This is a genomic window from Borrelia puertoricensis, assembly GCF_023035875.1.
GTDB classification, from domain to species: domain Bacteria; phylum Spirochaetota; class Spirochaetia; order Borreliales; family Borreliaceae; genus Borrelia; species Borrelia puertoricensis.
Window position 1 is genome coordinate 467,553 of sequence record NZ_CP075379.1, and the last position, 25,378, is coordinate 492,930.

The 25,378-nt window shown below is 28.2% G+C and carries 25 protein-coding genes, 4 tRNA genes, 1 other RNA gene and 1 pseudogene; 20 read left to right on the forward strand and 11 right to left on the reverse strand.

Translation table 11 applies throughout. The features are described 5' to 3' along the window. Positions 1 to 113 precede the first annotated feature (113 nt). Both fbaA and bpuSUM_RS02220 read left to right on the forward strand, forming a co-directional pair. On the forward strand, positions 114 to 1,193 hold the full coding sequence (gene fbaA, locus bpuSUM_RS02215) for a class II fructose-bisphosphate aldolase (RefSeq protein ID WP_247065598.1): 1,080 nt from the start codon (positions 114 to 116) through the stop codon (positions 1,191 to 1,193). A 247-nt stretch (positions 1,194 to 1,440) separates the two neighbouring features. Then, positions 1,441 to 1,851 (forward strand): Hsp20/alpha crystallin family protein, encoded by a 411-nt coding sequence (locus bpuSUM_RS02220; RefSeq protein WP_247065599.1) that lies wholly within the window; start codon positions 1,441 to 1,443, stop codon positions 1,849 to 1,851. A 27-nt stretch (positions 1,852 to 1,878) separates the two neighbouring features. On the opposite strand, the gene aspS is transcribed toward bpuSUM_RS02220, so the two are convergent. The 8 genes and pseudogenes from aspS to bpuSUM_RS02255 form a co-directional block, all read right to left on the reverse strand. Further along, positions 1,879 to 3,636, reverse strand: coding sequence for an aspartate--tRNA ligase (gene aspS / locus bpuSUM_RS02225; protein WP_247065600.1), 1,758 nt, complete (start codon positions 3,634 to 3,636; stop codon positions 1,879 to 1,881). A 3-nt stretch (positions 3,637 to 3,639) separates the two neighbouring features. Next, a complete protein-coding gene (locus bpuSUM_RS02230) occupies positions 3,640 to 5,760 on the reverse strand; it encodes a cation:proton antiporter domain-containing protein (protein ID WP_247065601.1) in 2,121 nt (706 codons plus the stop codon). Next, entirely contained in the window at positions 5,757 to 6,038 is a 282-nt protein-coding gene (locus bpuSUM_RS02235; RefSeq protein ID WP_247065602.1) for an HPr family phosphocarrier protein, read from the reverse strand. The genes bpuSUM_RS02230 and bpuSUM_RS02235 overlap by 4 nt, the downstream gene beginning before the upstream one ends. Positions 6,039 to 6,052: 14 nt before the next feature. Further along, positions 6,053 to 6,349 carry an HPF/RaiA family ribosome-associated protein gene (locus bpuSUM_RS02240; RefSeq protein ID WP_247065603.1) on the reverse strand — a complete coding sequence of 99 codons (297 nt, stop codon included), beginning with the start codon at positions 6,347 to 6,349 and terminating at the stop codon, positions 6,053 to 6,055. After that, the gene (locus tag bpuSUM_RS09950) at positions 6,339 to 6,455 is read right to left on the reverse strand and encodes an RNA polymerase factor sigma-54 (protein WP_347343290.1); all 117 of its coding nucleotides are present in this window, start codon (positions 6,453 to 6,455) and stop codon (positions 6,339 to 6,341) included. The genes bpuSUM_RS02240 and bpuSUM_RS09950 overlap by 11 nt, the downstream gene beginning before the upstream one ends. A 287-nt stretch (positions 6,456 to 6,742) precedes the next feature. Continuing rightward, positions 6,743 to 7,150 (reverse strand): annotated as a pseudogene (locus tag bpuSUM_RS02245) (RNA polymerase factor sigma-54). A gap of 344 nt (positions 7,151 to 7,494) precedes the next feature. Next, positions 7,495 to 8,028 carry a chromate transporter gene (locus tag bpuSUM_RS02250; RefSeq protein ID WP_247065604.1) on the reverse strand — a complete coding sequence of 178 codons (534 nt, stop codon included), beginning with the start codon at positions 8,026 to 8,028 and terminating at the stop codon, positions 7,495 to 7,497. Positions 8,029 to 8,030: 2 nt separating this feature from the next. Beyond that, positions 8,031 to 8,609, reverse strand: a complete 579-nt coding sequence (locus tag bpuSUM_RS02255) for a chromate transporter (protein ID WP_247065605.1) — start codon at positions 8,607 to 8,609, stop codon at positions 8,031 to 8,033. A 173-nt stretch (positions 8,610 to 8,782) separates the two neighbouring features. Here bpuSUM_RS02255 and bpuSUM_RS02260 point away from each other — a divergent pair, with 173 nt between their 5' ends. Next, positions 8,783 to 9,649 carry a mechanosensitive ion channel family protein gene (locus bpuSUM_RS02260; protein WP_247065606.1) on the forward strand — a complete coding sequence of 289 codons (867 nt, stop codon included), beginning with the start codon at positions 8,783 to 8,785 and terminating at the stop codon, positions 9,647 to 9,649. On the opposite strand, the gene bpuSUM_RS02265 is transcribed toward bpuSUM_RS02260, so the two are convergent. Next, positions 9,646 to 10,797: a glycosyltransferase gene (locus tag bpuSUM_RS02265; RefSeq protein ID WP_247065607.1), complete on the reverse strand. Its 1,152-nt coding sequence runs from the start codon at positions 10,795 to 10,797 to the stop codon at positions 9,646 to 9,648. The two genes, bpuSUM_RS02260 and bpuSUM_RS02265, sit on opposite strands and share 4 nt — an antisense overlap. Before the next feature lie 59 nt (positions 10,798 to 10,856). On the opposite strand from bpuSUM_RS02265, the gene holA reads away from it, so the two are divergent. Further along, entirely contained in the window at positions 10,857 to 11,846 is a 990-nt protein-coding gene (holA, locus tag bpuSUM_RS02270) for a DNA polymerase III subunit delta (RefSeq protein WP_247065608.1), read from the forward strand. A 98-nt stretch (positions 11,847 to 11,944) separates the two neighbouring features. On the opposite strand, the gene uvrC is transcribed toward holA, so the two are convergent. After that, positions 11,945 to 13,753, reverse strand: coding sequence for an excinuclease ABC subunit UvrC (gene uvrC / locus bpuSUM_RS02275; protein WP_247065609.1), 1,809 nt, complete (start codon positions 13,751 to 13,753; stop codon positions 11,945 to 11,947). A 114-nt stretch (positions 13,754 to 13,867) separates the two neighbouring features. Here uvrC and bpuSUM_RS02280 point away from each other — a divergent pair, with 114 nt between their 5' ends. The 4 genes from bpuSUM_RS02280 to bpuSUM_RS02295 all read left to right on the forward strand — a co-directional run bounded on the left by bpuSUM_RS02280 (position 13,868) and on the right by bpuSUM_RS02295 (position 16,994). Further along, positions 13,868 to 15,385: a fibronectin type III domain-containing protein gene (locus bpuSUM_RS02280; protein WP_247065610.1), complete on the forward strand. Its 1,518-nt coding sequence runs from the start codon at positions 13,868 to 13,870 to the stop codon at positions 15,383 to 15,385. Further along, positions 15,378 to 16,685: a tetratricopeptide repeat protein gene (locus tag bpuSUM_RS02285; RefSeq protein ID WP_247065611.1), complete on the forward strand. Its 1,308-nt coding sequence runs from the start codon at positions 15,378 to 15,380 to the stop codon at positions 16,683 to 16,685. The genes bpuSUM_RS02280 and bpuSUM_RS02285 overlap by 8 nt, the downstream gene beginning before the upstream one ends. A gap of 67 nt (positions 16,686 to 16,752) precedes the next feature. Then, a tRNA-Ser gene (locus bpuSUM_RS02290) sits at positions 16,753 to 16,842 on the forward strand. A gap of 66 nt (positions 16,843 to 16,908) precedes the next feature. After that, a tRNA-Ser gene (locus bpuSUM_RS02295) sits at positions 16,909 to 16,994 on the forward strand. Between the two features lie 31 nt (positions 16,995 to 17,025). Here the strand turns inward: bpuSUM_RS02295 and bpuSUM_RS02300 are convergent. Beyond that, on the reverse strand, positions 17,026 to 17,712 hold the full coding sequence (locus bpuSUM_RS02300; protein ID WP_247065612.1) for a DUF3298 domain-containing protein: 687 nt from the start codon (positions 17,710 to 17,712) through the stop codon (positions 17,026 to 17,028). 128 nt (positions 17,713 to 17,840) lie between these two features. On the opposite strand from bpuSUM_RS02300, the gene bpuSUM_RS02305 reads away from it, so the two are divergent. The 12 genes from bpuSUM_RS02305 (at position 17,841) to pgeF (ending at position 25,378) form a co-directional block, all read left to right on the forward strand. Further along, positions 17,841 to 17,914 (forward strand) — tRNA-Arg (locus bpuSUM_RS02305). 15 nt (positions 17,915 to 17,929) lie between these two features. Further along, positions 17,930 to 18,016, forward strand: a tRNA-Ser gene (locus bpuSUM_RS02310). A gap of 2 nt (positions 18,017 to 18,018) precedes the next feature. After that, positions 18,019 to 18,116: signal recognition particle sRNA small type (gene ffs / locus bpuSUM_RS02315), an RNA gene on the forward strand. Positions 18,117 to 18,275: 159 nt separating this feature from the next. Then, the gene (gene dnaX / locus bpuSUM_RS02320) at positions 18,276 to 19,916 is read left to right on the forward strand and encodes a DNA polymerase III subunit gamma/tau (RefSeq protein ID WP_247065613.1); all 1,641 of its coding nucleotides are present in this window, start codon (positions 18,276 to 18,278) and stop codon (positions 19,914 to 19,916) included. Positions 19,917 to 19,922: 6 nt separating this feature from the next. Then, the gene (locus bpuSUM_RS02325) at positions 19,923 to 20,222 is read left to right on the forward strand and encodes a YbaB/EbfC family nucleoid-associated protein (protein ID WP_247065614.1); all 300 of its coding nucleotides are present in this window, start codon (positions 19,923 to 19,925) and stop codon (positions 20,220 to 20,222) included. 3 nt (positions 20,223 to 20,225) lie between these two features. Then, positions 20,226 to 20,810 (forward strand): recombination mediator RecR, encoded by a 585-nt coding sequence (recR, locus tag bpuSUM_RS02330; RefSeq protein WP_247065615.1) that lies wholly within the window; start codon positions 20,226 to 20,228, stop codon positions 20,808 to 20,810. A 311-nt stretch (positions 20,811 to 21,121) separates the two neighbouring features. Then, on the forward strand, positions 21,122 to 21,631 hold the full coding sequence (locus tag bpuSUM_RS02335) for a nucleoside-diphosphate kinase (RefSeq protein WP_247065616.1): 510 nt from the start codon (positions 21,122 to 21,124) through the stop codon (positions 21,629 to 21,631). Further along, positions 21,606 to 22,457, forward strand: a complete 852-nt coding sequence (locus tag bpuSUM_RS02340) for a DNA adenine methylase (protein ID WP_247065617.1) — start codon at positions 21,606 to 21,608, stop codon at positions 22,455 to 22,457. The genes bpuSUM_RS02335 and bpuSUM_RS02340 overlap by 26 nt, the downstream gene beginning before the upstream one ends. Before the next feature lie 234 nt (positions 22,458 to 22,691). Further along, positions 22,692 to 23,228, forward strand: a complete 537-nt coding sequence (locus tag bpuSUM_RS02345; protein WP_421622716.1) for a hypothetical protein — start codon at positions 22,692 to 22,694, stop codon at positions 23,226 to 23,228. Continuing rightward, entirely contained in the window at positions 23,225 to 23,923 is a 699-nt protein-coding gene (locus bpuSUM_RS02350; RefSeq protein WP_247065619.1) for an LptA/OstA family protein, read from the forward strand. Before bpuSUM_RS02345 ends, bpuSUM_RS02350 begins: the two co-directional genes overlap by 4 nt. Then, positions 23,901 to 24,692, forward strand: a complete 792-nt coding sequence (gene lptB, locus bpuSUM_RS02355) for an LPS export ABC transporter ATP-binding protein (protein ID WP_247065620.1) — start codon at positions 23,901 to 23,903, stop codon at positions 24,690 to 24,692. The genes bpuSUM_RS02350 and lptB overlap by 23 nt, the downstream gene beginning before the upstream one ends. Beyond that, positions 24,689 to 25,378, forward strand: a complete 690-nt coding sequence (pgeF, locus tag bpuSUM_RS02360) for a peptidoglycan editing factor PgeF (protein ID WP_247065621.1) — start codon at positions 24,689 to 24,691, stop codon at positions 25,376 to 25,378. The genes lptB and pgeF overlap by 4 nt, the downstream gene beginning before the upstream one ends.

Sequence of the window (25,378 nt, forward strand, 5' to 3'; positions counted from 1 at the left end):
TTCTGTATTTGTTTGTTTTTTGCAATTTTGTTTTTTTAAATTAGGGTTAGTTTTAGGTTTTAAGGTATATAATATAAGATATATGTCATTTTATGAGGAAGGAGGTATTATAGGTGGGTGTGTTAGATAAGATTAAGCCTGGAGTGGTTTATGGTAAGGAGCTACATACTTTATATGAGATATGTAAGAGTGAAGAATTTGCTATTCCTGCAATTAATTGTGTAGGTACAAATTCAATTAATGCTGTTTTGGAAGCAGCAAAAGAAATTAATTCTCCTATCATGATACAGTTTTCAAATAGTGGTTCTGCTTTTGTTTGTGGTAAGGGACTCAATGTCGAAAAACCTCAGGGGACTTCTATCCTTGGAGCCATTTCTGGTGCTATGCATGTTCATTTGCTAGCAGAACATTATGGAGTGCCTGTTGTGCTTCATACAGATCACTGCGCAAAAAAATTAATCCCTTGGGTTGAGGGGCTTTTAGAGTATGGAGAGAAATATTATCAAGAGCATAAACGTCCTTTGTTTTCTTCACATATGTTAGATTTGTCTGAAGAGTCAATTAAAGAAAATATTGAAATATCAAAAAAGTTTTTAGAGAGAATGTCCAAAATTGAAATGTTTTTGGAAATTGAGCTTGGAATTACTGGTGGTGAGGAAGACGGTGTTGATAATTCAGATAGGGAGCAACATGAATTATTTTCAACCCCTGAAGATATTTATTATGGATATTCTGAACTTATGACAGTTAGTCCTAATTTCCAGATTGCAGCAGCTTTTGGAAATGTTCATGGAGTTTATAAACCTGGAAATGTTCAGCTTACCCCTAAAGTATTAAGAGATGGACAAAACTATGTTATGTCAAAGACTAATTCAAGTAATCCAAAGCCTGTCTCATATGTGTTTCATGGGGGTTCTGGCTCTACAATAGAAGAGATTCATGAAGCACTCTCTTATGGTGTTGTTAAAATGAATATTGATACAGATACTCAGTGGGCTGCTTGGGAAGGTATATTGAATTATTATAAGAAAAATGAAAATAGATTACAAGGGCAACTTGGTGATGGTAGTAATGCTGATGTTCCAAATAAAAAGTTTTATGATCCAAGAGTGTGGCTTAGAGAATCTGAGATTAGCATTAAAGAACGTGTAAAACTTGCTTGCAAGAGTCTTAATAATATTAATAGAAATTGAAACATGTATAACTTAAAAATTTGAACTTTGTCGCCTATAAGGGCGACTTTTTCATTTTTTGTATTTATTATACATAAATTGGCTTATTATTATATTTAAATGTTAAATTTATTCCCAGAATCATTATGCTTGTTATTTATTTATAATATTTATTAAATTTTATTTAATATTATTAAATTTTTGTTTAATATTTAAATAGAATGTTTTTGTATGAGCTTTTATATAAATTGATAAAAAGGAGTTTTATATGTGGTTAACAAATTATAAGAAAAGTTTTCTGGATTTTTTGAATGATGACTTTGATTTTATGAGTCCTAAAGGTGTTCATGATATTCCAGTTAATATTAAGGATGAGGGTAAGTCATTTATTCTTGAAGCTTACTTACCGGGGATAAAAAAAGATGATATATCAATTTCAATTAAAAATGATTATTTGACAATAAGTTATGAGAGTAAGGATGAATCAGAAGAGAAACATGATAAGTACTTAAGAGTAGAGAGAAGAGATATCTCTTTTGCAAGAAGTTTTAGGTTATCTGGGAATATTGATCAAGATAAAATTAAATCAGAACTAAAAAATGGTGTTTTGCATATTAAGCTTCCTAAAAAGGCGGAAGTTATTGAGAAAACCCAAGAAAAAAAGATTACGATTGAATAAGTTTGGTGTAAGGATGCTTTGGCATCCTTAATTTTTATAATTTTCAATTGTTAAATTTAGTTCTCTTAGTTGTTCGTTTGTAATCTTTGAAGGAGATTTGTCAAGTGGGCTTGCTGCAAATGAATTTTTTGGGAAAAGTATTACATCTTTTATTGAACTTGAATGTGTCATTAGCATTAAGAGCCTATCAATTCCAATGGCTATTCCACCATGAATAGGAGCTCCATATTCTAATGCTTTTAAAAAGAAACCAAATCTCTCTTCTGCTATTGTATCTTTAAATCCCACTATGTTAAAAATTCTTTGTTGAAGTTCTCTTGTGTGCACTCTGATTGAGCCTGAACCAAGTTCCATGCCGTTTAATACAAGATCATAAACTTCCCCTAAGACTTTACTTGGATTGCTTTCTAAAGTATGGATATATTTTTGTTGGGGAAGTGAGAACATATGATGGGCTGCTTTATAGCTTTTTGTGTCTTCATCGTACTCAAATAGGGGAAAATCATAAATCCATAAAAATTCAAATGTATTTTTGTTTGTAAGGTTTAGTTCATTTGCAATTTTGATTCTAATTTGTCCCATGGCTTTGCAAGCAGTTTTCCATGAATCAGCTATAAAAAATATTATGTCGTTGTTTTCAAGTGAGTAAGTTTGCAATAAAGTTTGTTTTATTTTATTTAAAAATTTGGCAATTCCCCCTAAAAATTCATTATTTTCTATTTTTGCAAAATAAAGACCGCTTGTTTTGTAAATTTTGGCATGTTCTTCTAAATTATTAATTTTGCTTCTTGAAAAATTATGAGCTTGGTTTTTTATTATAAGTGCTTTTATTGTGCCTTTATTTTTTAATATATCTTTAAAAACATTAAATGAGGATTGTTTAAAATGCTTACTCATGTCTTGTATTAATAATTCATACCTAATGTCTGGTTTGTCACTTCCATATGTATTCATTGCATGTTTATAAGTCATTCTTTTAAATTTTTTGGGTAAATTAATGTTTAGTGTGTTTTTAAAAATGGTGAAGATAAGATTTTCCATTAATTTAAATATATTTTCCTTCTTTATAAAGCTCATTTCAATGTCAAGTTGTGTGAATTCTGGTTGTCTGTCACCTCTTGAGTCTTCATCCCTGTAGCATCTAGCTATTTGAAAGTATTTGTCAAGTCCAGCTATCATTGTGAGTTGCTTATAAATTTGTGGTGATTGTGGTAGTGCGTAGAAATGCCCTTTATGTATTCTTGATGGGACAAGAAAATCTCTTGCGCCTTCTGGGGTTGATTTGACAAATGTTGGGGTTTCTAATTCTAAGAAGTCTTTTTTTATTAAGTAATTTCTGATTATATGTGTTACTTTGCTTCTTAATATTACTTTTTGTTTTTGCTCTTCACGTCTTAAATCTAAATATCTATATTCAAGTTTTGCATTTTCATTTGCATTATTGTTATCTTCAATCATAAAGGGCAGTTCATTGCATCTTGAAATTATATTTATATTCTCTGCAAGTATTTCAAATGCTCCTGTTTTCATTTCTTTGTTTACTAGATTTGGAGGTCTTAGTTCTAACTTTCCTTGGACTTTAATGCAGTATTCCATCTTTATTTGAGATATTATCTTTAAAAGCCTCTCGTCGTTTACAAGTACCTGTGCTTCATCATATCTATCTCTAAGATTAATAAAGGTAACTTTTCCATGATGTCTTATTTTTTTTACCCAAGCATTGATTTCTATCCTTTGGTTTATAAGTTTGTTGTTTATTTGATTGCATTTAATGGTCTTGAACATAATTTATCCTACTATTATATTATAAATTTCTTTATCGGTTTTAGCTTTAAGCATTTCTTTTTTATTAGAATCAACCTTACCCACAATCGATGCTAAAATGCGTGGATAATTAACATATTCTTTTGCTGGGTATAGTATTAATATAAATATATGACTTAAATTTTTATCAGTGGCATTAAAGTCAATCCCATCATGACTGATACCAATGGCAATATGCATTTTTGTAATTAAATCGGTCTTTAAATGAGGTATGGCAAATCCTTCTTTAAGGGCTGTGGTTATTAGCTTTTCTCTTTCCATTAAGTCTTGTAATATTATTTCTTTGTCAATTTCAATTTTTATTGCACTTAATAATTCTCTTAATACGTCAGTTTTATTTGTTGCTTTTAATTCTAAAATAATGTTTTCTTTTTTAATTCTTTTGTTTAGAGCTATGTTACTGTGTATTTTATCATAATTGATTGAGTAGTTTAATTTTTGTGCCTTCACAGAAACATTTTTAACTTCTTCAGTTATTCTCTCTAAGTTTAGAATAGTTTCTCTAAATAAATCTTGTATGATGATTAAGTGTTTGTTTGGACATTCAAATGTAATCTTACTTCCCTCTCTTTTTATGGATAGTGAAATGTCATTGTATCTTGCATTTATGTATTGTGAGAAGTCATTTTTTATTTGTTGGGTAAAAAAACCTTCTTTCCTTAGTTCATTTTTTAATTCCCATACAAGTATTTTTGTTAGGTTGTCATATTTGAATGATACTGTAATTTGAGTATTTTGATCTGTTTTAATTTCTTTCTTTAATCCATTTTTATTTATTTGGAATAGAATATTTATTATTGGTGTTACAATGATTGTTGGCAAGAAAACTATGATTATTATTATTCCAAATATTTTTTGACTTATAAATTCAGAAGAGAGTGCTAAGTTTGCAATAATTAATGATATTTCACCTCTTGGAACCATTCCAAAAGCTATTCTTAGTGCACCTAGTTTGTTAAATCCTAAAAAACATGATGGAATAAAACAATATATGAGTTTTGTTGCTATAGCTATGAGGCTGAGCAGAGTTCCAAGGATTAAGACTTCTTTTGATAATATTACATTAATGTCGGCCATAAGCCCTATTGATGTAAAGAATATTGGAATAAAAAACCTTTCAAATATTGTTAATTTATCTTGAATTACACATACAATATCCGTTTTTGACATAGCTAGTCCAAATATGTAGGCTCCAATTACAAATGACATTCCTAAATTTTGAAAAAAGCTTGCAACAATAAAAGTAAAAGTAATAGTTATAACGGTTGCTAGAGTAACACTATTGAAGCTTTTGAGTAATTTTGAAATTGGTTCTGACAGTAAGATCAATATGAATGTTAAACAAAACCAAATTAGTATGTTCTTAATTGTGGCTGTAATTGAGATTGCGATATCAATATCCGAGAGTGATCTTGATATCGTTATGATACTTGTGAGCATAATCATTGAGAGGAGATCATCAATTATTGAAGTTGATATTATTGTAACTCCTTCTGATGTACTCATTTTTTTCTTAGCTGAGAGTATGCTTGCAGCAATTCCTGCAGAAGAAGGTGTTGCAATAATCCCTATAAAAAGAGCTGTAGGACTTATTAATTGTACATCAAACAAAGTGGTAGATATTAATGCAAAACTTGTAAAAGTACCAATAACTTCCGTTATTCCTATTAGTCCTCCACGTGGTAAGAATTTAAGGAATAATTTTAGATCTGTTTCAAGACCTGCCATAAAGAGTAGGATAATTGAGGCTATTGTTGATATTGCAAATATTTCTTCATTTATTAAATAATGATCGCTAACACTAATAATTCCTAGTGGAAATAATAAAGGCATTTTAATCTTGCCAAGAAATGTTGGACTTAAAAGTATGCCTGCTGTTATTTGTCCTATTACTTTTGGGATCCCCAATTTACTTACTAAATTTCCAAGTAGACTGGCTGATATTACAATGATTGCTAAACTCATTATGAAAGAAGAAATTTTGGCGTCGATATTGTGGCTTGTATCTTTCAGATAGTCTGCCGTTCCAAATGAAAGAATAGGATTTATGATAAATAATATTTTGTATAAGATTTTCTTGTTCATTTTTGAATCTCTTTTTTAAAGTTTGATTTTAATAATTTTGATAGTATATCAATGATTTCAGTTTCTTTTTTTCCATGTGCGATGACTTTTATTTTTTCTTTATATATAACTCCAAGTATCATAATTTCAACTGTAGATTTGGCATCAGCTTCTCTTCCATCTTCTGTAATCAATTTTACATTACAAGCAGGGTATTTGCTTGCAAGTTCTGCAATCATGCTTGATGGCCTTGAATGGAGACCCTCTTTGTTATTTATCTCAATTGTTATTGCTTGCATTTAATTTTACTTGTTTATTTTACTGTATCTTTTTTATTTTTTTCTTTATTTGCTGTATTTTGCAGTCTTTCTACTAAGCGTTCTATTAAAGCATATAATTCTTTGCCATGTTCTGTAATATGTATTATTTTTCCCCAATTAAAGTGAAGATGAGCATCTATATCAAAGATATCGTTTTCTTTTTTTATTGTAATTTTGAGACTTTCTGAATTTTGTTTAATATGTGTCCTAAGTTTTTCTAATTTTTTTACAATAAAATCTTTTGTATGATCACTTAAATGATAATTAATGGCTTGTATTTTAGGTTCCATAAATTTCTCCTTTAAATTTTAATTCATTCCTACACTTATTGATAGTTCTTTTTGAAATGGTGATTTCTTTAGCTTTTAGTATATCAGAAATTTGATTATCTACCATATTTTATTTTGTTCTAATGTTTTCTTTATTATTAGTTTAATGCTTGATTTTGAAAATTCATTGTTTTAGCATTTCTGATTGAATTAAATAGTTTGTTAATTGAGATTGCGTCTCAGTCGAATTTTAAGTATTTATTTTTTATTGTTCTTGATATAATTAATCTTAAGGCCTTAAAGCTTTTTAGTAAAATTCTTTTTTCAGTGTATATGTTGATATTCTTATTTTAGCTAGTATTTTATTTCTGTATTTTAAAGATTCAGTTAACCATTTTGATTGTTTATATTTTTTCAAATCTTTATTATTTTTTTGAAAATATTGACTTTTTTAATTTTTATCTTTAGTTTATTGTCTTTACTTATAACAATTGTATCTGGTTCAATATAGTCATTTATATCATTTTTGTTTTTAAGCTTGAATGTAATATTGGGGGTAAGCTTAAGTTGAATTGTGTCACGAGCATCGTTTAAATCTTGAGTGCTGATGTTAAGCTTTTCTTTTAGCTTATTTTGAGTATTTTTAAGTAAATCTGCTCATTTAAAAATTTTAATTTTATTTGCATTTAATTTATGATATTTTATTTGTAATATTAATGATTTTATGATGTTAGATACGCCAATTTTTGTTGGATCAAATTGTTGAATTATTTTGGTCATTTTATTTACTTGATGCTGAGATTCTTTTTTTGAAGAAGTCATAAGGTTTTATTATATAAAATCTTTTGCTGTTTAGATGATTTATTATGATTTCTCCTATGTTAATCTCATCTTCACTGAGTCTTTGAATTTGTAGTAAGAGGTGTTCTTTAAGAGAGAGTTTTGGTGATGTTTTAGCTGGCGCAATTTCATATTATGTTTTATTATTATCATTTTTGTAGGAAATTTTTCTAACTTTATAAGTTTTTAGTGTCTCAGAAAATGTTTTTAAATCTATTTGAAAGTATTTATTATTTTCAATTTCGTCTGATATAACTTTTATTAATTTTTGTTTGTCAAGACTTAGAATTTTGATTGTATTAATTTTAAGTTTTGTTTAAGCGTCTTTACATAAATATATATAATATTCCACTAGATATGATTAGTATTGCGGGGGTAATGTTTTTATAAAATAATAGAATTATTAAGTTTAATCCTGCAAGTACAAATCTTTTTAAAAATTCTGTACCATTGTAGTTTATTTTTAAAAATATACTTTCAAATAGAATAATTATTGTCATTATCCATAATGCTATAATTACAGGTCTTAATCTTTTAAGGTAATAATTTAAGAAATTTATCTTATGGAGTGTTAATGTTATAAAGGTAATAATTAATATGGGTGCAGTTATTAGAGCTATGGTGGCAATTATTGCACCAGTAATGCCGGCTACTTTGGTGCCAATATATGTTGATATATTGGCACCAACAGGACCTGGAGTAATTTTAGATATTGTAATGATATTGATAAATTCTTCTTTTGTTATCCATCCTTTATTATCAATAATTTCTTTATTGATAATCGTTGCAATTCCATTTCCTCCACCGAAATTTAAAATTCCTATTTTGAGAAATGTAATGAATAAATTTATTAGAATCAAATTTATGCCTTTTTTTGAAAAAATATTTTTTGTATTCTATATGTTATAGAAGATATAAGTAAAACTATTATCAGTATATATGATATATCTATATGAAACTTATATAGTGTATATGTTATTAATAAGCATGTTATCCATTTTGTTATTGATTTATTTAGCATTTTTTTTGAAAATTCAAGTATGATTATTGACATTATTATTGTTGATGATATTTTTGCACCTTCAAGGAATTTTTGAATGTAGATGTTACTTGAGTTTAAATTTGCATAAAGGGCTATCATTGTGATTACGAATATGGATGGTAGGATTCCAGCGATAGTTAACATAATTGCTCCTTTAAATCCTTTAAGTTTTTTACCAATTAAGAATGCAAAATTGATTGCTGTTACCCCGGGAACTACGTTTGATGTTTCAAGTATTTCATTAAACTCTTTATCAGATATTAGCTTTTTTTTATTGACAATCATTTTTCTAAGTTCAGATATTATTAATAATCCCCCACCAATTGTAATGGTTGTTATCTTTAGTACAAGATAAAATAATGTTATTAATTCATATTGTGTTTCTTTTGTTTTATCCATGCATCTTTTATCCTAACTTTAAAGAGTATGTGGATTAAATTACATTGTATCACAGTAACTATGTAATATTTATTAGTATCAGTGCTTTTGTGTATTAATTTTTTGTTTTAGTGATAGGTCTTTTAAAGATTGTATTTTTATTTTATTTTTTTGTACTATAACCATAGTAGCTTATGGATAAACAGTCAAAAACGTTAAGTGTCTTTAGAGAAATATTTGTTTTTCAGGATTATGTCAATGAAATTTTTGAAATGGTAATAGTTTATGGATTAAAGGTTCTTGTAGCGTTGGTATTATGGTGTGTTTCAAGGTTTTTTGTCAAAAGGGTGGGTAGGCTTTTCTTTAGTGCTTTTGAAAAATCTAAGTTAGAAACAAAATTAGATTCTACTATTCTTAATTTTTTTAAGTCATTTTTTGGAATTATGATGGATATGATATTAATTTTGATGATTTTACCTTATCTTGGTGTTTCTACAACTTCTATTTTTGCTATATTTGGATCTCTAGGTCTTGCGGTTGGTCTTGCTGCTCAAGGGATTTTATCTGATTTTGTTAGCGGGTTTGTTGTTTTAAATTCCAGTTTTTTTAAAATTGGTGATTACATTAGCTGTGATGATGTTGAGGGTGAAGTAAATGATATTCATGTATTTTTTACTACACTCAAGACTGTAGATGGTAAAATTATTAAGATTCCAAATAGTAAGTTTACAGACACATCTGTTACTAATTTTTCTACAAATCCTGAAAGGAGGATTGCATTCGATTTTCAAGTTCCTTATGACATAGATATTGGTTCTCTTAAAAGTAGAATAGAAATTTTGGCATTTTCCTTTAATAAGGGACAATGTGGTATTAATAAGCCTAGTGTTGTTGTAAAGGAATATACTCCTTATTACATAGTCATGCAAGTGAGATCTTTTGTAAAAACCGAGTTTTTTTGGGATTTTCAATATTTCATAGCAGAAAATATTAAAGGTATTTTAGATGATATGGGAATAAAATTTCCCATTCATAACGTGGATTTTAACAAATTACGTTAATATTTTTTATTTTTAATGATTTCATAATAGTACTGTTCAATTTTTTCTACAAAAAATGAGCTTGAAAACATCATAGATGTCTCTTCTGTATTTTTTTTTAAAGTTTGTAATTTTTCTTCGTTTTCTATTATTTCTTTTATGTATTTATACAAATTTTCATAATTATCTATTAAGAATCCATTTTTTTCTTGCTGAATTACATCTTTGTATATTATGTCATTAATAAGTACCGCAGGTATACCGGCTGTTAATGCCTCAATTGTTGTCATTGGATATACTTCGCTTCTTGATAGACTTACAAATACATCAGATATTTTATAATAGTAATACATTTCTTCCCATGGAATTGTTCCAATAAGTATTATTTGTTTTTCAAGTCTATATTGCTTTCTAAATTGCCTTACTTTAGTTTCTTCTTTTCCCTTTCCTATGAGAATGAGCTTGCAATTTTTGTTTTCAATTAAAAGTTTTTTTAAATGTTTAATTAATAAGCATATATTTTTTTCTTCATTTATTCTTCCAACAAAGATTATGATTTTATCGTTTTTACTTATTCCATGTTTGGTTAAAATCTCTTGCTTTTTTTCTTGGCTTAGGTCTTTTATGAAAATTTTTCTGTCTACTCCATTTGGAATTATTTTATAGTCAGCATTTGTTGCAAGATGAAAATATTTGTCATGTGACTTAATTGATGGATAAATGAAATGATGGATTTGGTCATAAAATTTTTTCATCAGTTTGTCTGGATTAGTTAAATGTTTGAAAATTCCTAAGTAATGTAGATAATAATTCCACATTGTATGGTTTGTATGGACTATTGGAATATTGTGTTGTAGTGCTAATTTTTTCCCGATTTTTCCCATAGTGAATTCTGAATGTGTATGAATGATTTCAGGTTTATATTCTTGTATTATCTTTTTTATTCTTGTTTTGTTTGGGAATGCTATTTTGGCATCTACTGTGTGGTTCAATTTAATTGAGAAGCATCTGTGAATATGGTCTTCTTGTAAATCTGTTTTTTGAGATTGTGGACAGAAAATATAAACACTGTGACCTTTTCTTTCAAAACCTTCTTTAATTTGTTTTATAGATGTTGCTACTCCATTTTTGTCTGGAAGGTATGTATCTGTGAATATTGCAATTTTCATATTTTATCCTAATAATTGAAGTATAACATATTTATTACTTGGATTATAATATTATTTAAATGAAAGAAATTTATTTACTTTTAGGCAAAGAGCAGGGATTAAAAGAAGCTTATTTAAATGATATTTTTAGTAAGTTCAATGCTGATGATATATGTGTTACTAAGCTTTTTATGTCGGAATTGTCATCAATAGAGCTTTCTGAACGACTTTTAACTAATTCTTTTTTTTCTAAAGAAGATGTCTTTATTATTTATGAGTCTGAAAATTTAAAAAGTAAAAAAGATTTAAAGTTGATTTATAGTACAATTTTAAAACCTTTAAATAAGATTCTTATTTTTGTTTCTAATGAAAATTCGATCAGTTTTGATCCTAAAGGTTCTTTGAATCTAGTTAAGAAAACTTTTTATGAGCTATCTGATACTGATAAATTTTTATTTGTAAAGAAAAGTTTTTTTAAACTTGGAATTAAAATTACAGATAAAGCCATACATTTAATGCTTTTTATGTTAGGTGCAGATACTAAGATTTTGTATTTTTATGTAAATTCCTTTGCTCTTATGATTAAAAATAAGACGATTGATGAACATGATGTAAATTCTTGGCTTAGTTTTATGCGTCCTGAGAATTCTTTTTCCTTATTTGAATCAATTTTGAAGAAGGATATGGAGTCTGCTTTAGTTAGGATTAAATCCATCCTGGAGCAAGGAGAAGATTTGGTTAATATTGTAATGAGTCTTGGTTGGCAGTTTAAAAAATTTTTAAAGGTCAAAATAGATTGTGAGAGCTTGCATGACATTCCGTCTGTCTTTAAAAAGCATAAAATATTTGTCTCATTAGAGAAAGTTTATAAGATAGGACTTAAAAATTACTCGATTTTTGATATTAAATTTATTTTAAAGCTTTTACATAAGTTTGATTTATATGCAAGGATCTATGGTAAAAATATGCATTTGAATTTATCATATTTTATGATGTTAGTTTTGTTAAGTCAGGATGATACTATATTTGATAATTTTTCTTCTAAATTTAAATTTACTAATATTTTGTAATTGTTATTGTCTTTGTAATACAGTGTGTAAGAGCTTTTAAAACTTTTTTTAGTATTGTTAATCTTTAACCGTTATTTTTAGTAATATGAACTGTTCAATTAAAACTCTATGGAATGAGTATTTTTCAAATTTTGATCTTCTGAGAATTTTTTTATTTTTTTAGCCATTTTGATATTGATTTTCATTTTTTGAGTTATTTCATCTTCGTTTAAGAGAAATATATCTTTGTATGTTCCAAGCGTTTTTAAAATATTTTTAGCTTTTTGTTCCCCAATTCCTTCTATTTTACTGTAATGCAATTTTATATTTCTGCGTAATTTTCTATTAAAGCTATTTGCTTTTCTGTGAGCTTCATCTCGAACATTTTGTAATATTTTAAGAGCGGGATTTCCTTTTGGGAGTTTAATACCTTGTGTTTTGTTTGGTAAAAATATTGTTTCTTCTTGTTTTGCTAGAGCACAAATAGTGACTTTGTCTTCAATTTTTAATCCTTTTAAAATAGAGTAAGCAGCATTTAATTGACCTTTTCCTCCATCAATTAAGATTAAATTGGGTAATTCTAATTGCTCGTTAATTAGTTTTGTATATCTCCTTGATATAATTTCTTTTATTGCCTTAAAGTCATCAATTTCACCATCATTTAATGAATTGATTTTATAAACTCTGTATCCATCTTGAAAGGTTTTGCCCATTTTAAAGGTAACAAGTGATGCTACTGTTTTATATCCGTTAAGATGAGCAATATCAAATCCTTCAATTATTTTTGGTAATTTTGTCATTTCAAGAATGATCTTTAAATTTTCTAGTGCTTTATTGTTTTCATTATTATATGCTCTTAATGCGATTTCTGCGTTGGAAATTGCCATTTCTATTATCTTTATAGTGTCTTTGGTGTCTTCGTAAACTATTTCAGTGTTTGTACTTTTAAGTTCATTTATTAGTTTTGTAATATCTTCAGTGTCAATCTTTTTAAAGATACATATTTTATCAGGTACTATCATATTTAAAGATGTATAGTACTGTGTTATAAATTCTGCTATTAGCTCATCCTCTTCATATATACTTTCATCAAAATTTATGTCTTTTTCTACTAGTTTGCCGTCTTTGTATTTAAATATTACTATTACATTTAAATTGTCGGTTTTATGAATGTATATATAGTCTGTGCTAAGTTTATTTATTTTTGTAATTATCTGTGTTTGACTTATCTCAATTAATGCTCTTTTAGTTTCTTTTAACTTTATTGCTGATTCAAAATCTTCCCTTTTAATTACCCCTTTCATTTTTATTTCAATTTCATTTAAAAGTTTAGATATGTTTCCATTTAAGATATGTCTTATTTTGTTTACTTCTTCTTTGTATTGTTCTTCAAGATCATTTCTGTAACAGACCCCAAGACATTGACCCATATGAAAATAAAGACATGGGTTTTTTGATTTTTTTTTGCATTTCCTGGTTTTAAATGTTTTGTTGATAAGGTTTAGTACTAAGTCTAAGTGTTTTGCATTAACGTATGGACCAAAGTATTCACTTCCGTCATTTATTATTTTCCTAGTTTTAAAGACTTTTGGGTATTTTTCGCAAGTTATTCTGATCATAGGATACCCTTTATCGTCTTTTAATTTGATGTTATAGTCTGGCTTGTGCTCTTTGATTAAGTTGCACTCTAAGAGTAGAGCTTCATATTCACTGTTTGTGGTAATTACTTCTATGTTTACTACGTTTCTCATTAGTATTTTGGTTTTAAGACTGATTTTTTCTAGAAAGTAGTTTTTTACTCTTGTTCTTAAATTTTTTGCTTTTCCAATATACAGTATCTTGTTGTCTTGTGAGTACATTTTATAACAGCCACTTGTTGTTGGGAATTCTTGTACTTTTTTGTGTAGACAATTTAAATGTTCTCTCATGTTGTCTATTATTGTTTCTAAGTAATCATTTTTATTTTTATGATATAATATTATATCATATTTGGGGTATTGTATATTTTTGATTTTTTACGTTGAAAAAGATAAAGGTCTATAATGAGGTTAATTTTTATATTTTTGCTATTTTGTTTGTGTCTTTCTAGTGTTTTTTCTCAGGAACTTAAGTTGATTCTTGATGCTAAAGATGGATTTAAATTTATTCAGGAAGCTCATAACATTAGCTTTACGAGAGGTGATAGAGGTATCCTTGGAATTTATTTGGATAGACATAAGGGAGTTTTAGATTTTAATAATGTTGATTTTAGATTAGAAATAGAAAATGACAGTATTGTTAAGGATGCTGCTTTAAACTATTCTGTTGAATCAAATAATGCAAAAATTTCAAATTCTTTTCATAATATTGCAGGTAATTCTTTAATTTTTTATTCAAGTCGAAATACCATTAAGCTTAAACCATTGACAAAAAAGGCTTTTTTCTGTTCAGGTAATGTAATTTCTGATTTTACTATCCAGTTTTGGGCATACCGTTCTACTTCTGTTACTGGAGAAGTTATTGTAAGTTGGAACGGGTATAAAAATATTAAAGGTGTTTGGCTAGATCAAGCCATTCGGTTGGAGAGTGAAGGCGGAACTTTCGTTTGGAATTTTAATAATGTGTTTTTAAATGATAATGGGGAACCTATTAAGATTAAGCTTAAGAGTGATGATGATTTTATTCCAAAAGAGTGGCATTTACATACTGTAAGGTATAGGCAAAAAGATGGGTTACTGGAATATTTAATAGATTCTAAACCTCAGGCCATAGAGTATGTTACTGCTGATAAGAGAGAAGGTTTTGGTTATTTGTTAAATATTGGTAATTTTATTGATTTTACATTGGGGCAGTATTTTACGGGGGCTATTGAGAATTTTGAAATTCATAAAAGTTTTGAAGAAGTGCATAATGCTTTCTTTTCAAGAGATAAAGGATATATTATTACGGAACCAATCAAGCTATCTAAAGATTATTCTCAAATTTTATCTATAGAATTTGATACTGTGAAGCCAAAAGATACAGATATTTTTTATTATTATAGATTGGATAATAAGATGTTTTATAGAACAGATAATAATGGGAAAATAAAAAAGAACTTAACAGGAGATTGGATTCATTTTGATCCTAAAAATGGATTTCCTAAATTTGGTGTGTCAAAATATATTCAAATTAAGGTCGAACTTTATCCAAGCGGTGATCCTATAGACAGTCCATCTCTTTATAGCATGATTCTTACTTACATACCTGAGGCCGCACCTTTTCCTCCTCTAATAACAAAGGCTGCTCCAGGAGCTGGTGAGATATTGATTGAATGGTTCCCCGTTATTAGTAGTAATGTTGGTGGCTATTATATTTATATTGGAGTTAGTCCTGGTAATTATCATGATAGAGCTGGAAATATTTTGACATCTCCTATTGATGTTGGGAATCAGACTTCTTTTAGAATTACAGGTCTTGAGAATGGGAGACTTTATTATATTAGTGTTGCTTCTTATAATTTAGACAAGAGTGTCAATGAGGCGTCTTTTTCTAAAGAAGTTTCTGTGAGACCTATGGAGTTTTTTAAGCAGTATGAATAGTATTGATTTTGAAAAAGCCTTAGAGCTTTATAAGAATGGTGATCTTAAGAGTGCGCTTTTAAATCTGGATGTTTTTGATGATAGTTTTGATTCTCTAGCTCTTAAGTCTCTTATTTATTTTAGACTTAAGGATTATAAGGCGCTCCTATATGTATTAGATACTTATCCTGTTTTAAGTGAGTATCGTTTTTTAATTAAGCTCTTACATTATGGTAAGTTTGAGGATCAGAAAGGTGAATTGAGTTATTTCCAAAATTATAATCTTGGGGTTTTTTATTTTGGATTGAAAGATTATGAGAAGTCTTTGAATTATTTTTTAAAATCTAGCCAGCAACATCCTAGTTTGATTCAGGCTATTAATAATGCTGCTATTTTACTTGAGATAATGGGTAGAAAAGATGAAGCTATCCGAATGCTTATTAAAGCTGTTGATGTGGATAAGAATAATGCTCTTATTAAATTGAATACTTGGTTTTTAAAAAATAATTGTATATTTAATAGTACTAAACTGTTTGAGATAGATGAGAGCTTTAAAGAGGCTAATCTTTCTCTTGTTGTTAATTATTTGATGTATTACCTTTATTCTATTGGAGAGATAAGTAGTGCGATTAAACTTTCTGAGAGGTTTTTAACAGATTCAAATTATTCTAAATATATTTGGCATAATAGAGCAACTATTTTGCATAAAATAGGTAATATGACGCAAGCCACTAAATCTTATGTAAAAGCTATTTTGAGTTTTCCTAATATCTATACAATATATAATATGCATATTGCTACAATAGAGCTTTTGAATTTTTCTCCTAAAAGATCTATTGATAGAATATTGTTAGATTATCCTAATATGGATTCAGTTTGTTTTTATGCGTTTTTGTTTTTTTTAAGAAATCGTGAACTTGAAAATGCTTATTTTTATATAAAAAAGCTTTGTGAAATTAAACCAGATACTTATTCTAAATTTTTAAATATACTTGAATCTAGAGAAGATATTTTGATTGAAGAACTTCTAGATGAATTTGCAATGGTTTTGAAAGGCAGGTGGACGTTGGAATATTTGTTTTTTATTGACAATTCTTTGAATTTAAAAGATCCTGTTTTTGTTTTTGATTATGATACTAGACTTTGTCCATATATTTGGAAAATTAAAAATGAGCATATTGAACTTAGAGCTAATAGCAATGAGATAGAAATTACTAAGAAGATTTTTTCAGATGAACTTATGCAAGTTAAATTGGATATTGCAATTAAAGAGATTAGGGATTTAATCGAAGCTTATAGGGATTTTAAGATCAATTGTTAAGATTTAAAGTTATTTTTTTGTTGACAATGTAATGACTCTAATATACTATTTATTAGTATGGCTGCAAGGAGAGATGCCAGAGTGGCCGAATGGGGCTTCCTGCTAAGAAGTTGTCCTTTTAAAAAGGGGACCATGGGTTCGAATCCCATTCTCTCCGTAAGAGTTTTCGTTAAGGGTTGTCTTGACAAAGATTTCTTTAGTTTATTAGTATGATAATAGTTTGGGAGAGGTGGCAGAGTGGTTTAATGCTACGGTCTTGAAAACCGTCGTAGGTTTAGCCTACCGTGAGTTCGAATCTCACCCTCTCCGTTGTTTATTTTATTATGAGCAAATTTGACAATCAGTTTTCGGTATTATTATCGATTGGGAATATAAACTCAATTTTTCCATCTGCTCGTGGTCGTATTGTGAGCATGTCATAAAAGATCACCACATTATTGTTTTTAAAGTAATATTTATATTGTTTGAAAGTTTTTTCAAATTCTTCTTCAAATTTAGATTTATTATCAGAATGAATACTAAATTTTTTAAAATCTGTCTCTACCTGTGTCCTTAGTACTTGCATCAAAGAGTCTAATTGATCTTTTGAAATTATATCTGAGAGTTTTATTTTTTCTTTTCCTCTTAGATTAATTGGATGATATGTTGTAATTCCATTTGCATCATACTTATCTATTGTGTATTGACTGTATAGAATTGATGTTATTTTAAGGTCTGGGCTTTTAAATATTTCAAAGTCAGAATAATAAAAAAATTCATGGTTATAGTTTTTTGATTTTTTTGTTTTAAGAGATTCGATTTTATGAGTTTTCCATTCTTTTATAAGCTTTTCAAATCCAATTTCTAGACCTTCTGTAATGGGAATTTGGGCGTTTATCTGAAAAATATTATTATCTTTATCAGTGATGGTTTCTTTGATAATTTTTTTTTCAATATTAATGTCAGTATTTTCTATTTTTTGTGTATGTTTTGTGCATGATATTATTAGTAAAAATGTCGCTATTATGGTTGGAAGTTTAATTGTCATTTATTGCTCCTTTTTAGAGATGAATTAATGCTTTAATTTTGAATAATATTTTTTGATTATTTGTTATAAATTTGATTTTATTGTAATAAATAATAATTTTTATTACAATTGAAATTGAATGTTTGTTTGTGCCCATAGCTCAGCTGGATAGAGCATTAGATTGCGGTTCTGAAGGTCAGAGGTTCAAATCCTCTTGGGCACGAAAGTCGTTGGTTTTGGAGAGATGGCCGAGCGGCTTAAGGCGCACGCTTGGAAAGCGTGTATACATGAAAATGTATCATGGGTTCGAATCCCATTTTCTCCGATTCCTGGGATCCGCACTATTGAGTGTTGCCTAATCCCGTCAGGACTGGAAGGTAGCAGCGGTAAGTAATTACTCAATGAGTGCGAAAATCTTAGGATAAGTTTATTTTAGTTAAGTAGGCAAATAGGCTTTTATAAAATTAATACTTGATCATAAGTATTGATATATTATCAAATGATGATTTTTATTGTTTGAATGCTTTTGATTTTGTGTAATTTAAGGTTTAATTAAGATTTTTGTTAGTATATGGGGAGATGGGATGATATCTGCAAGAGGTACTGCCATTAAGAGGCGTCCCAGAGATTTGAATTCTCTTGAGGGGCAAGATTTTGTTGTTGAAACCTTAAAACATTCAATAGAAAATAATAAGATAGCAAATGCTTATATATTTTCAGGACCACGAGGAGTTGGTAAGACTTCTTCTGCAAGGGCTTTTGCACGATGTTTGAACTGTAAAATAGGGCCAACAATTATTCCTTGTGATATGTGTTTTAGTTGTAAATCCATTGATAATGATAATAAACTTGATATTATTGAGATTGATGGTGCTTCAAATACTTCTGTTCAAGATGTTAAACAAATTAAAGAAGAGATAATGTTCCCCCCTGCCAGCTCTAGATATAGGGTTTATATTATTGATGAAGTGCATATGCTTTCAAATTCTGCTTTCAATGCTCTTTTAAAAACAATTGAAGAGCCCCCTAGCTATATTGTTTTTATTTTTGCTACGACAGAGGTACACAAGCTTCCAGATACAATAAAGAGCAGGTGTCAACATTTTAATTTTAGACTTTTGCCTTTGGATAAGGTTTATGAAATGTTAAAGAATGTTTGTCTTGAAGATAACATTCAATATGAAGATGAGGCTTTAAGGTGGATTGCTTATAAGAGTGGAGGAAGTGTAAGGGATGCTTATACTCTCTTTGATCAGATTGTGTCATTAAGTAATTCCGATATACAATTTGAAGAGATCAGATCCAAGATGGGGTTTACTAGTAGTGAATTTTTAGAAAAATTGGCACTAAGCATTCTTAATGATGATTTAAAAGAATTGCTTTGTATTTTAGATGCTGTTTTTTTAACCGGGATTTCATATGAGCAATTTCTTTTTGATACTATTGAATTTTTTAGAGAGATATTATTTCTAAAATTAGGTATTAAAAATCTTATGTTTATTGGTATTAAGCCTGAGAGTTTAAAAGAAAAATTATTAAGTTTTGATTTAAAGCATGTTGAGAGAAGTATTAGCGTACTACTTGAAACTTATAGGGATTTGCAGTTTTCAGTGAATCCTAAATATGAAATTGAAATTAATTTTATTAAGATACTTAGACTTAAAGATTACGTGCCCAGTCATGTTTTAATTAAGCAAATTCAAGATATTGAAGCTAAGGTGCTTGATGAGGTTGGTTTGAATTTAAATGATACTGACTTAGATACGGATATAGAACCAAAATTAGGAAATATCTCTTCAGTAGAGCCATTGGAATTGGGTCTTGACAAAACTGAGACTGCATTAGAGTCTGAAGTTAAAACTTCTACTCATCTTGACCTTGATGGGGATGATATTGATGAAATTTTTATAGAAACAAAAGATAATTTTAATAAGGTGTATAATAATGATAAAATTAAAGAAAGTTTTGTTTATTTAGTATCTAAGTATGTTCAAACTTTAGTATATTCAGGAGAGGTTTTGATTGACAATGATGTGCTTTATTATAAAATTTTTAGTGGATTTGAGTATAATCAGCTACAAGCCTATCAAAATGAGATAAGAGCTGAATTTTGTAAAGAATTTCCTAGATTAAATGTTATATTTCAAAAGCAGTTTGAGGATGATGATTTTGATAATAAGGTATTAAAAATTAAAAACATTTTTGGAGCAAGTGAGGTAAAGTAATAGGATATGGCAGTAAATCCATTAAATTTTTTAAAGAATATGTCAGGATTTAAAGATAATATTGATAATTTTAAAAAAGAAATATCCCAAATTGTTGTATGTGGAAGAGCAGGAAGCGATGTTGTCATTGTTGAGATGAATGGAGAATTTGTTGTTAAGAAAGTTTCAATTAAGGAAGAATTTTTTAGTGATTTAGATAATGAGGCCCTTGAGCACATGATAAAATCGGCTTTTAATGATGCTATTTCTAAGGTTAAGGAAGAGATAAAGTCAAAAACAATGAGTTCTATTCCATTTGGGATTTAAAATTTGATTATACAAGATTTAATTGTTTTACTTTCTAAGTTGCCAGGTATAGGTAAAAAGACAGCAGTACGAATGGTTTATGATATTTTGTATAATGGTGAGGAGTATTCAAGAGCTTTGGGACAAATTTTAATTAGGTTTCATTCTAGTATAAGAAAATGTAAAAATTGTTATAATTTTTCTGAGGGAGAATTTTGTAATATTTGTATGGATCTAAGTAGATGTAAGGATATGATTTGTGTTGTAGAGATGCCGCAAGACTTAGAGGTTATTGAGTCTACTAGAGAATATGATGGATTGTATTTTGTGCTTCATGGTCATCTTGATCCTTTAAGAGATATTGGTCCAAATAGGCTAAATCTTGATAAATTAGCAAATTATGTTAGGAAACTTGGGGCTCAAGAAGTGATTATTGCTACAGAATTCAGCATTGAAGGTGATGTGACGGCAAATTATATTAGAGACATTTTAAAGAATTTAGATATTAATGTTACAAGAATAGCATCTGGTCTTCCTGTTGGAGGTAGTATTAGTAATGCAGATAAAATTACTACTCTGAGGGCTTTTCGTTTAAGACTTAAAATGTAAGCTTAGGTATTTATTTTTATAATTTTTAAAAAGTGTTTCAATTGATTTTTTATATTATTGAAGTATTAGTTTTAATTTTCTAATTTGTCGTTTTAAATATTAAACTTATTTGTAAGTGTATTTTTTTTAAGCTTAATAACACAGTAAGATACTTTGACATGTTTTTATATTGATGTATTAATTTTTAAAAATTAAATTTTTTAAAAATAGATTATTTTTTCTATATTTTTTTTTGAAATTTATGTTTATAAACTTAATAAGTTATGTCTTATAATTAACTTGAATTGTATTGAAAACATTGGGAGGTTTTTATGTCTACTTTAATACAAAGAACTTTATGTATTATTAAACCTGATGGCGTTAGGAGGGGGTTGATTGGTAATGTGATTTCTAGATTTGAAAGAACGGGACTGAAAATTGTGGCTGCTAAGATGATTTTAGTTAATAGAGAAATGGCTCAGGCACATTATTTATATGATGATATTGCTGTAAGGCATGGTGAGTTTGTTTGGCAGTCTTTGATTAATTTTATAATAAGTTCTCCAGTTTTTGTGTTTGTTGTTGAAGGTGTTGAGGCTGTTGAAGTCGTTAGAAAATTTTGTGGTTCTACAGAACCAAAGATGGCGTCTCCTGGGACAATTAGAGGTGATTTTGCTTATCATAGTTTTAACTATGCAAATGAGAAGGAATTTTCAGTTTACAACGTAATTCATGCTTCTGATAATGTTGATGATGCTTTTCGTGAAGTATCCCTTTGGTTTAAAGAAAATGAAATTTTAACTTATAAAAGGGACGATGAGTTTGAACATTATTATGGCTAATGTTGATATGAACATTGCAATACGGCCTATCTTGAAATGGGCTGGTGGTAAGAAAAATTTGTTGAGCTCTATTTTAGACAATATTCCTCTTGCTTTTAATAATTATATCGAACCTTTTATAGGCGGAGGAGCATTATTTTTTGCTTTGAATTTAAAAAATTCAATTATTAATGATATAAATTCTAATTTGATTAATTTTTATAGAGAAATTGCCTATAATTTAGATAATTTTCTGTTAGAAATTGAGAAATATAATAATGCTCCTTTGACTAAGGAGTATTATGTTCATATTAGAAATAATTTTAATAATGGGAATTTGACTAATTTAGAAAAGGCATGTGTTTTTCTTTATTTAAATAAAACTTGTTATAATGGTCTTTATAGGGAAAATGGTAATGGGAGATTTAATACTCCTTTTGGTAAACATAAAAAAATTAGTCTTTATGAAATTAAAAATTTACAATTGGCTTCTAAGCTTTTAAAGGAGGTTAAGATTTTAAATCTAGATTTTTTTTGTTTACTTGATTTTATAAAAAAAGATGATTTTGTTTATCTTGATCCACCTTATATTCCTTATTCCAAAACAAGTAATTTTACAAGTTATAGTAAGTATGGATTTGATTTTAGAATGCATGAAAAATTATTACAATTTTGTGACAAAATAGACAAAAAAGGGGCTAAGTTCTTACTTTCAAATTCTAATACTGCGTCTAGTCTTGAACTATATAAAAACTATAATGTTACTTTTGTTGATGCGAAAAGATTTATTAATTCAAATCCAATTAAACGTGTCAGTATAAGAGAAATTTTAGTGAAAAATTTTTAGGGGTATTGCATAATTGTTGTAGTATTTTTTAGTAGTCATAAAAATGAACTATTTTAAAGAAAATCAGAAATTTATGTGTTGTGATTAGTTTGTATTATAGATTTTTTAGATTTAACAGATGTGGATAATAATTACTTAAATCTGATGAGTGAGAGTCGCGTTGAGGTTTTGGTGTTTATTTTTCAATTGTAAATCTTAAAATACATCTTTTTATAATCTTGTGTAAGGATTTGTATGATGAGATTTGTTTTGTTTTATTTTTTGTCGATTTTGCTTTTCTTAAATTGTACTTTTGATTACGATGAGCATTCTGGTAGGACAAGCGCTGCAAAAGAAACCCCTTCAATACAAATATTAGGGATTAGTTATCATAACGTTGTAAGTGGAAAGAAGCAAACTATATTGGAAGCTTTAAGCTTTAATTATTTTAATTATTACAAAATTTATAAAATTGATAATGGAAGATTTTTGTATCATGCTTTGGAAAATCGGATTTCAGGTAGATTTAATAATTTAGAAGGCTCTCATGTTACTAAAGATTTAGATATAAAGGATTCTGTGGAGTTAAAAATAGAAGATGTGAATAACTATTATCTTATTAATACCAATAGGCTTTTATGGAAAGATAATGACAAAAAACTATTATCTCCTCCAAATGAGTTAGTGTTTATTAGATTTGATGAGAGTAATATAACTGGAAAGGGTTTTTCATATTTTTTGAAGAATAATAATTTTTATTTTTATTCTGGTATTGATGGACTTGTAAAATGAAAAGTTTAGTTATCTGTTTGGTTTGTATTTCTTTTTTAAGTAGTTATGCACAAGATGAAAAGAGTTTCAGTAAGTCTTCTAAATTGAAGACTGAAGGGGATGTACATAAAAAGAATGAATTTACTTTTAGAGCGGATTTTTCACATGGTATTTTTTCTTCTGTTTATAGGAGAGTTATTTTAAAAGGAAATCCTGAGGTGATTTCTTCTGATTTTAAGCTTAGAGCTGATGAGATTGAAATTTATGGTGAAGGGAGTGCTTATATTGAGGCCCGTGGCAATGTTTATTATGAGGATTATGTAAATAAAATGAATGTTAAGTCACAATTTTTATTTGTTAATAGAAAATTAGATAATTTTTATCTTCAAAAAGGTGTTGAGCTTGAAGATTTGGAAAATGAACTTATTGTTAAAGCCGAAAGAATAGAAGGTAATCGTAAGACAAGTGTTTATATTATGCAGTATTCTGTTAAGATATATAAAGGTGATATTTTTGCACGAGCTGAGAACGGAATTTATAATAAGGAAGAGAAAGAGATTGTTCTTGAAGGTGTTCCAGTGATTTATCAAGATGATAATTATTATTCTGCTTCAAGGATAATTTTTAATACAGAAACCAAAAAATATAATCTTGAGGGTGATGTTGAAGGTAAATTTACTCAAGAGGAGGGAGATGTTCCTCAACAAAAAAAATAGCATAAAGTCAATAAAAGAAAAGCTTAGCCTTGACACTGTTACTAATATTGTTCTTAAGGCAGATAATGTTGTTAAGAGATATGGAAAAAAATTAGCCGTTAATGGTGTGACCATTGATGTTCATCGAGGTGAAGTTGTAGGTTTGCTTGGTCCAAATGGTGCTGGGAAAACTACAACATTTTATACTATTGTAGGTTTTATTAAAGCTAATAGTGGACGTGTCTTGATAAATAGTCATGATATTTCTGGTCTTAACATGTATGAGCGGGCACGGCTAGGAATTGTGTATCTGCCACAAGAACCGTCTATTTTTAGGGAGCTTACAGTTGAAGATAATATTTTAATTGCTCTTGAGAGGCGAGAAGATTTATCTCAAACTGAGCGTAAAATGGAACTTGTAAATTTGCTTAAAGACTTTGAAATCAAGAGAATACAACATCAAAAAGCTTATACTCTCTCTGGTGGAGAGAGAAGGCGGACTGAAATAGCTAGGGCTTTAGCAGTGAGTCCATACTTTTTATTGCTTGATGAGCCTTTTGCAGGTATTGATCCTATTGCTATTGGAGATATAAAAGATATAATAAGAATTTTGAAAAGCAAGAATATTGGAGTTTTAATTACGGATCATAATGTAAGAGATGCTTTTGATATAATAGATAGGGCTTATATTATTTATCAAGGACAGGTGCTTGATGAGGGAAATGTTGATTATATTATAAATAGTGAAAAAGCTAAAAGGCTTTATTTAGGTGAAGAATTTAGATTATGAGATTAATAGAGAATGAACTTTATTATGAGTTTGAATTAGATCCTAGCATTAAATTGATCTATACTAAAAAACCTTTTGATTTAGATATAAAAGATATTAGTATTGATAATTTAAGTTTTATTCCTAAAGATAAAAAGGTCAAATATTTAAAACAGTTACATACTAATGTTGTTTATGAAGTTTCTGATGATTTTGTTAATTTTCAGGAGGGAGATGGGCTTGTCTCTTCTTCTTGCAATGTTGCCCTTCTTGCTTATTATGCAGATTGTCTTCCGATATATTTTTTTGACAAATCAAAAAAATATATCGGACTTGCTCATAGTGGATATAAGGGTAGTTTTAAGCTTATTATTTTGAAAATGTTATTTATGTTTGAGAGTATGGGTTCAAATTTTGAGGATTTAAAAATTGTATTTGGACCTTATAATAGGTTATGTTGTTATGAGGTTTCGTCAGAGTTTTTATCAGAAATAAATTTAAAATTTAGTAAAAAGTTATTAGATATGTCTTTTTATAAAAAGGATGATAAAATATATTTTGACAATGCCAATTTTAATTTGGGATTGATTTCTACTTTTAATTTAGATGTTGAGGATTCAGGTTTGTGCACTTATTGTAATTGCAATCTTTATTCCCATAGAAAATTTAAGGGCAAGAGAAGTTACGCTGCAATTTGGAGAACTTAA

Bases quoted from the DNA above. Each gene is read 5' to 3' on its own strand.
- bpuSUM_RS02220 (WP_247065599.1), top strand. From the start codon at position 1,441: ATGTGGTTAACAAATTATAAGAAAAGTTTTCTGGATTTTTTGAATGAT.
- aspS (WP_247065600.1), bottom strand. From the start codon at position 3,636: ATGTTCAAGACCATTAAATGCAATCAAATAAACAACAAACTTATAAAC.
- bpuSUM_RS02230 (WP_247065601.1), bottom strand. From the start codon at position 5,760: ATGAACAAGAAAATCTTATACAAAATATTATTTATCATAAATCCTATT.
- bpuSUM_RS02235 (WP_247065602.1), bottom strand. From the start codon at position 6,038: ATGCAAGCAATAACAATTGAGATAAATAACAAAGAGGGTCTCCATTCA.
- bpuSUM_RS02240 (WP_247065603.1), bottom strand. From the start codon at position 6,349: ATGGAACCTAAAATACAAGCCATTAATTATCATTTAAGTGATCATACA.
- bpuSUM_RS09950 (WP_347343290.1), bottom strand. From the start codon at position 6,455: ATGGTAGATAATCAAATTTCTGATATACTAAAAGCTAAAGAAATCACC.
- bpuSUM_RS02255 (WP_247065605.1), bottom strand. From the start codon at position 8,609: ATGGATAAAACAAAAGAAACACAATATGAATTAATAACATTATTTTAT.
- bpuSUM_RS02260 (WP_247065606.1), top strand. From the start codon at position 8,783: ATGGATAAACAGTCAAAAACGTTAAGTGTCTTTAGAGAAATATTTGTT.
- bpuSUM_RS02265 (WP_247065607.1), bottom strand. From the start codon at position 10,797: ATGAAAATTGCAATATTCACAGATACATACCTTCCAGACAAAAATGGA.
- holA (WP_247065608.1), top strand. From the start codon at position 10,857: ATGAAAGAAATTTATTTACTTTTAGGCAAAGAGCAGGGATTAAAAGAA.
- uvrC (WP_247065609.1), bottom strand. From the start codon at position 13,753: ATGAGAGAACATTTAAATTGTCTACACAAAAAAGTACAAGAATTCCCA.
- bpuSUM_RS02280 (WP_247065610.1), top strand. From the start codon at position 13,868: ATGAGGTTAATTTTTATATTTTTGCTATTTTGTTTGTGTCTTTCTAGT.
- bpuSUM_RS02285 (WP_247065611.1), top strand. From the start codon at position 15,378: ATGAATAGTATTGATTTTGAAAAAGCCTTAGAGCTTTATAAGAATGGT.
- bpuSUM_RS02300 (WP_247065612.1), bottom strand. From the start codon at position 17,712: ATGACAATTAAACTTCCAACCATAATAGCGACATTTTTACTAATAATA.
- dnaX (WP_247065613.1), top strand. From the start codon at position 18,276: ATGATATCTGCAAGAGGTACTGCCATTAAGAGGCGTCCCAGAGATTTG.
- bpuSUM_RS02325 (WP_247065614.1), top strand. From the start codon at position 19,923: ATGGCAGTAAATCCATTAAATTTTTTAAAGAATATGTCAGGATTTAAA.
- bpuSUM_RS02335 (WP_247065616.1), top strand. From the start codon at position 21,122: ATGTCTACTTTAATACAAAGAACTTTATGTATTATTAAACCTGATGGC.
- bpuSUM_RS02340 (WP_247065617.1), top strand. From the start codon at position 21,606: ATGAGTTTGAACATTATTATGGCTAATGTTGATATGAACATTGCAATA.
- bpuSUM_RS02345 (WP_421622716.1), top strand. From the start codon at position 22,692: ATGATGAGATTTGTTTTGTTTTATTTTTTGTCGATTTTGCTTTTCTTA.
- bpuSUM_RS02350 (WP_247065619.1), top strand. From the start codon at position 23,225: ATGAAAAGTTTAGTTATCTGTTTGGTTTGTATTTCTTTTTTAAGTAGT.
- lptB (WP_247065620.1), top strand. From the start codon at position 23,901: ATGTTCCTCAACAAAAAAAATAGCATAAAGTCAATAAAAGAAAAGCTT.
- pgeF (WP_247065621.1), top strand. From the start codon at position 24,689: ATGAGATTAATAGAGAATGAACTTTATTATGAGTTTGAATTAGATCCT.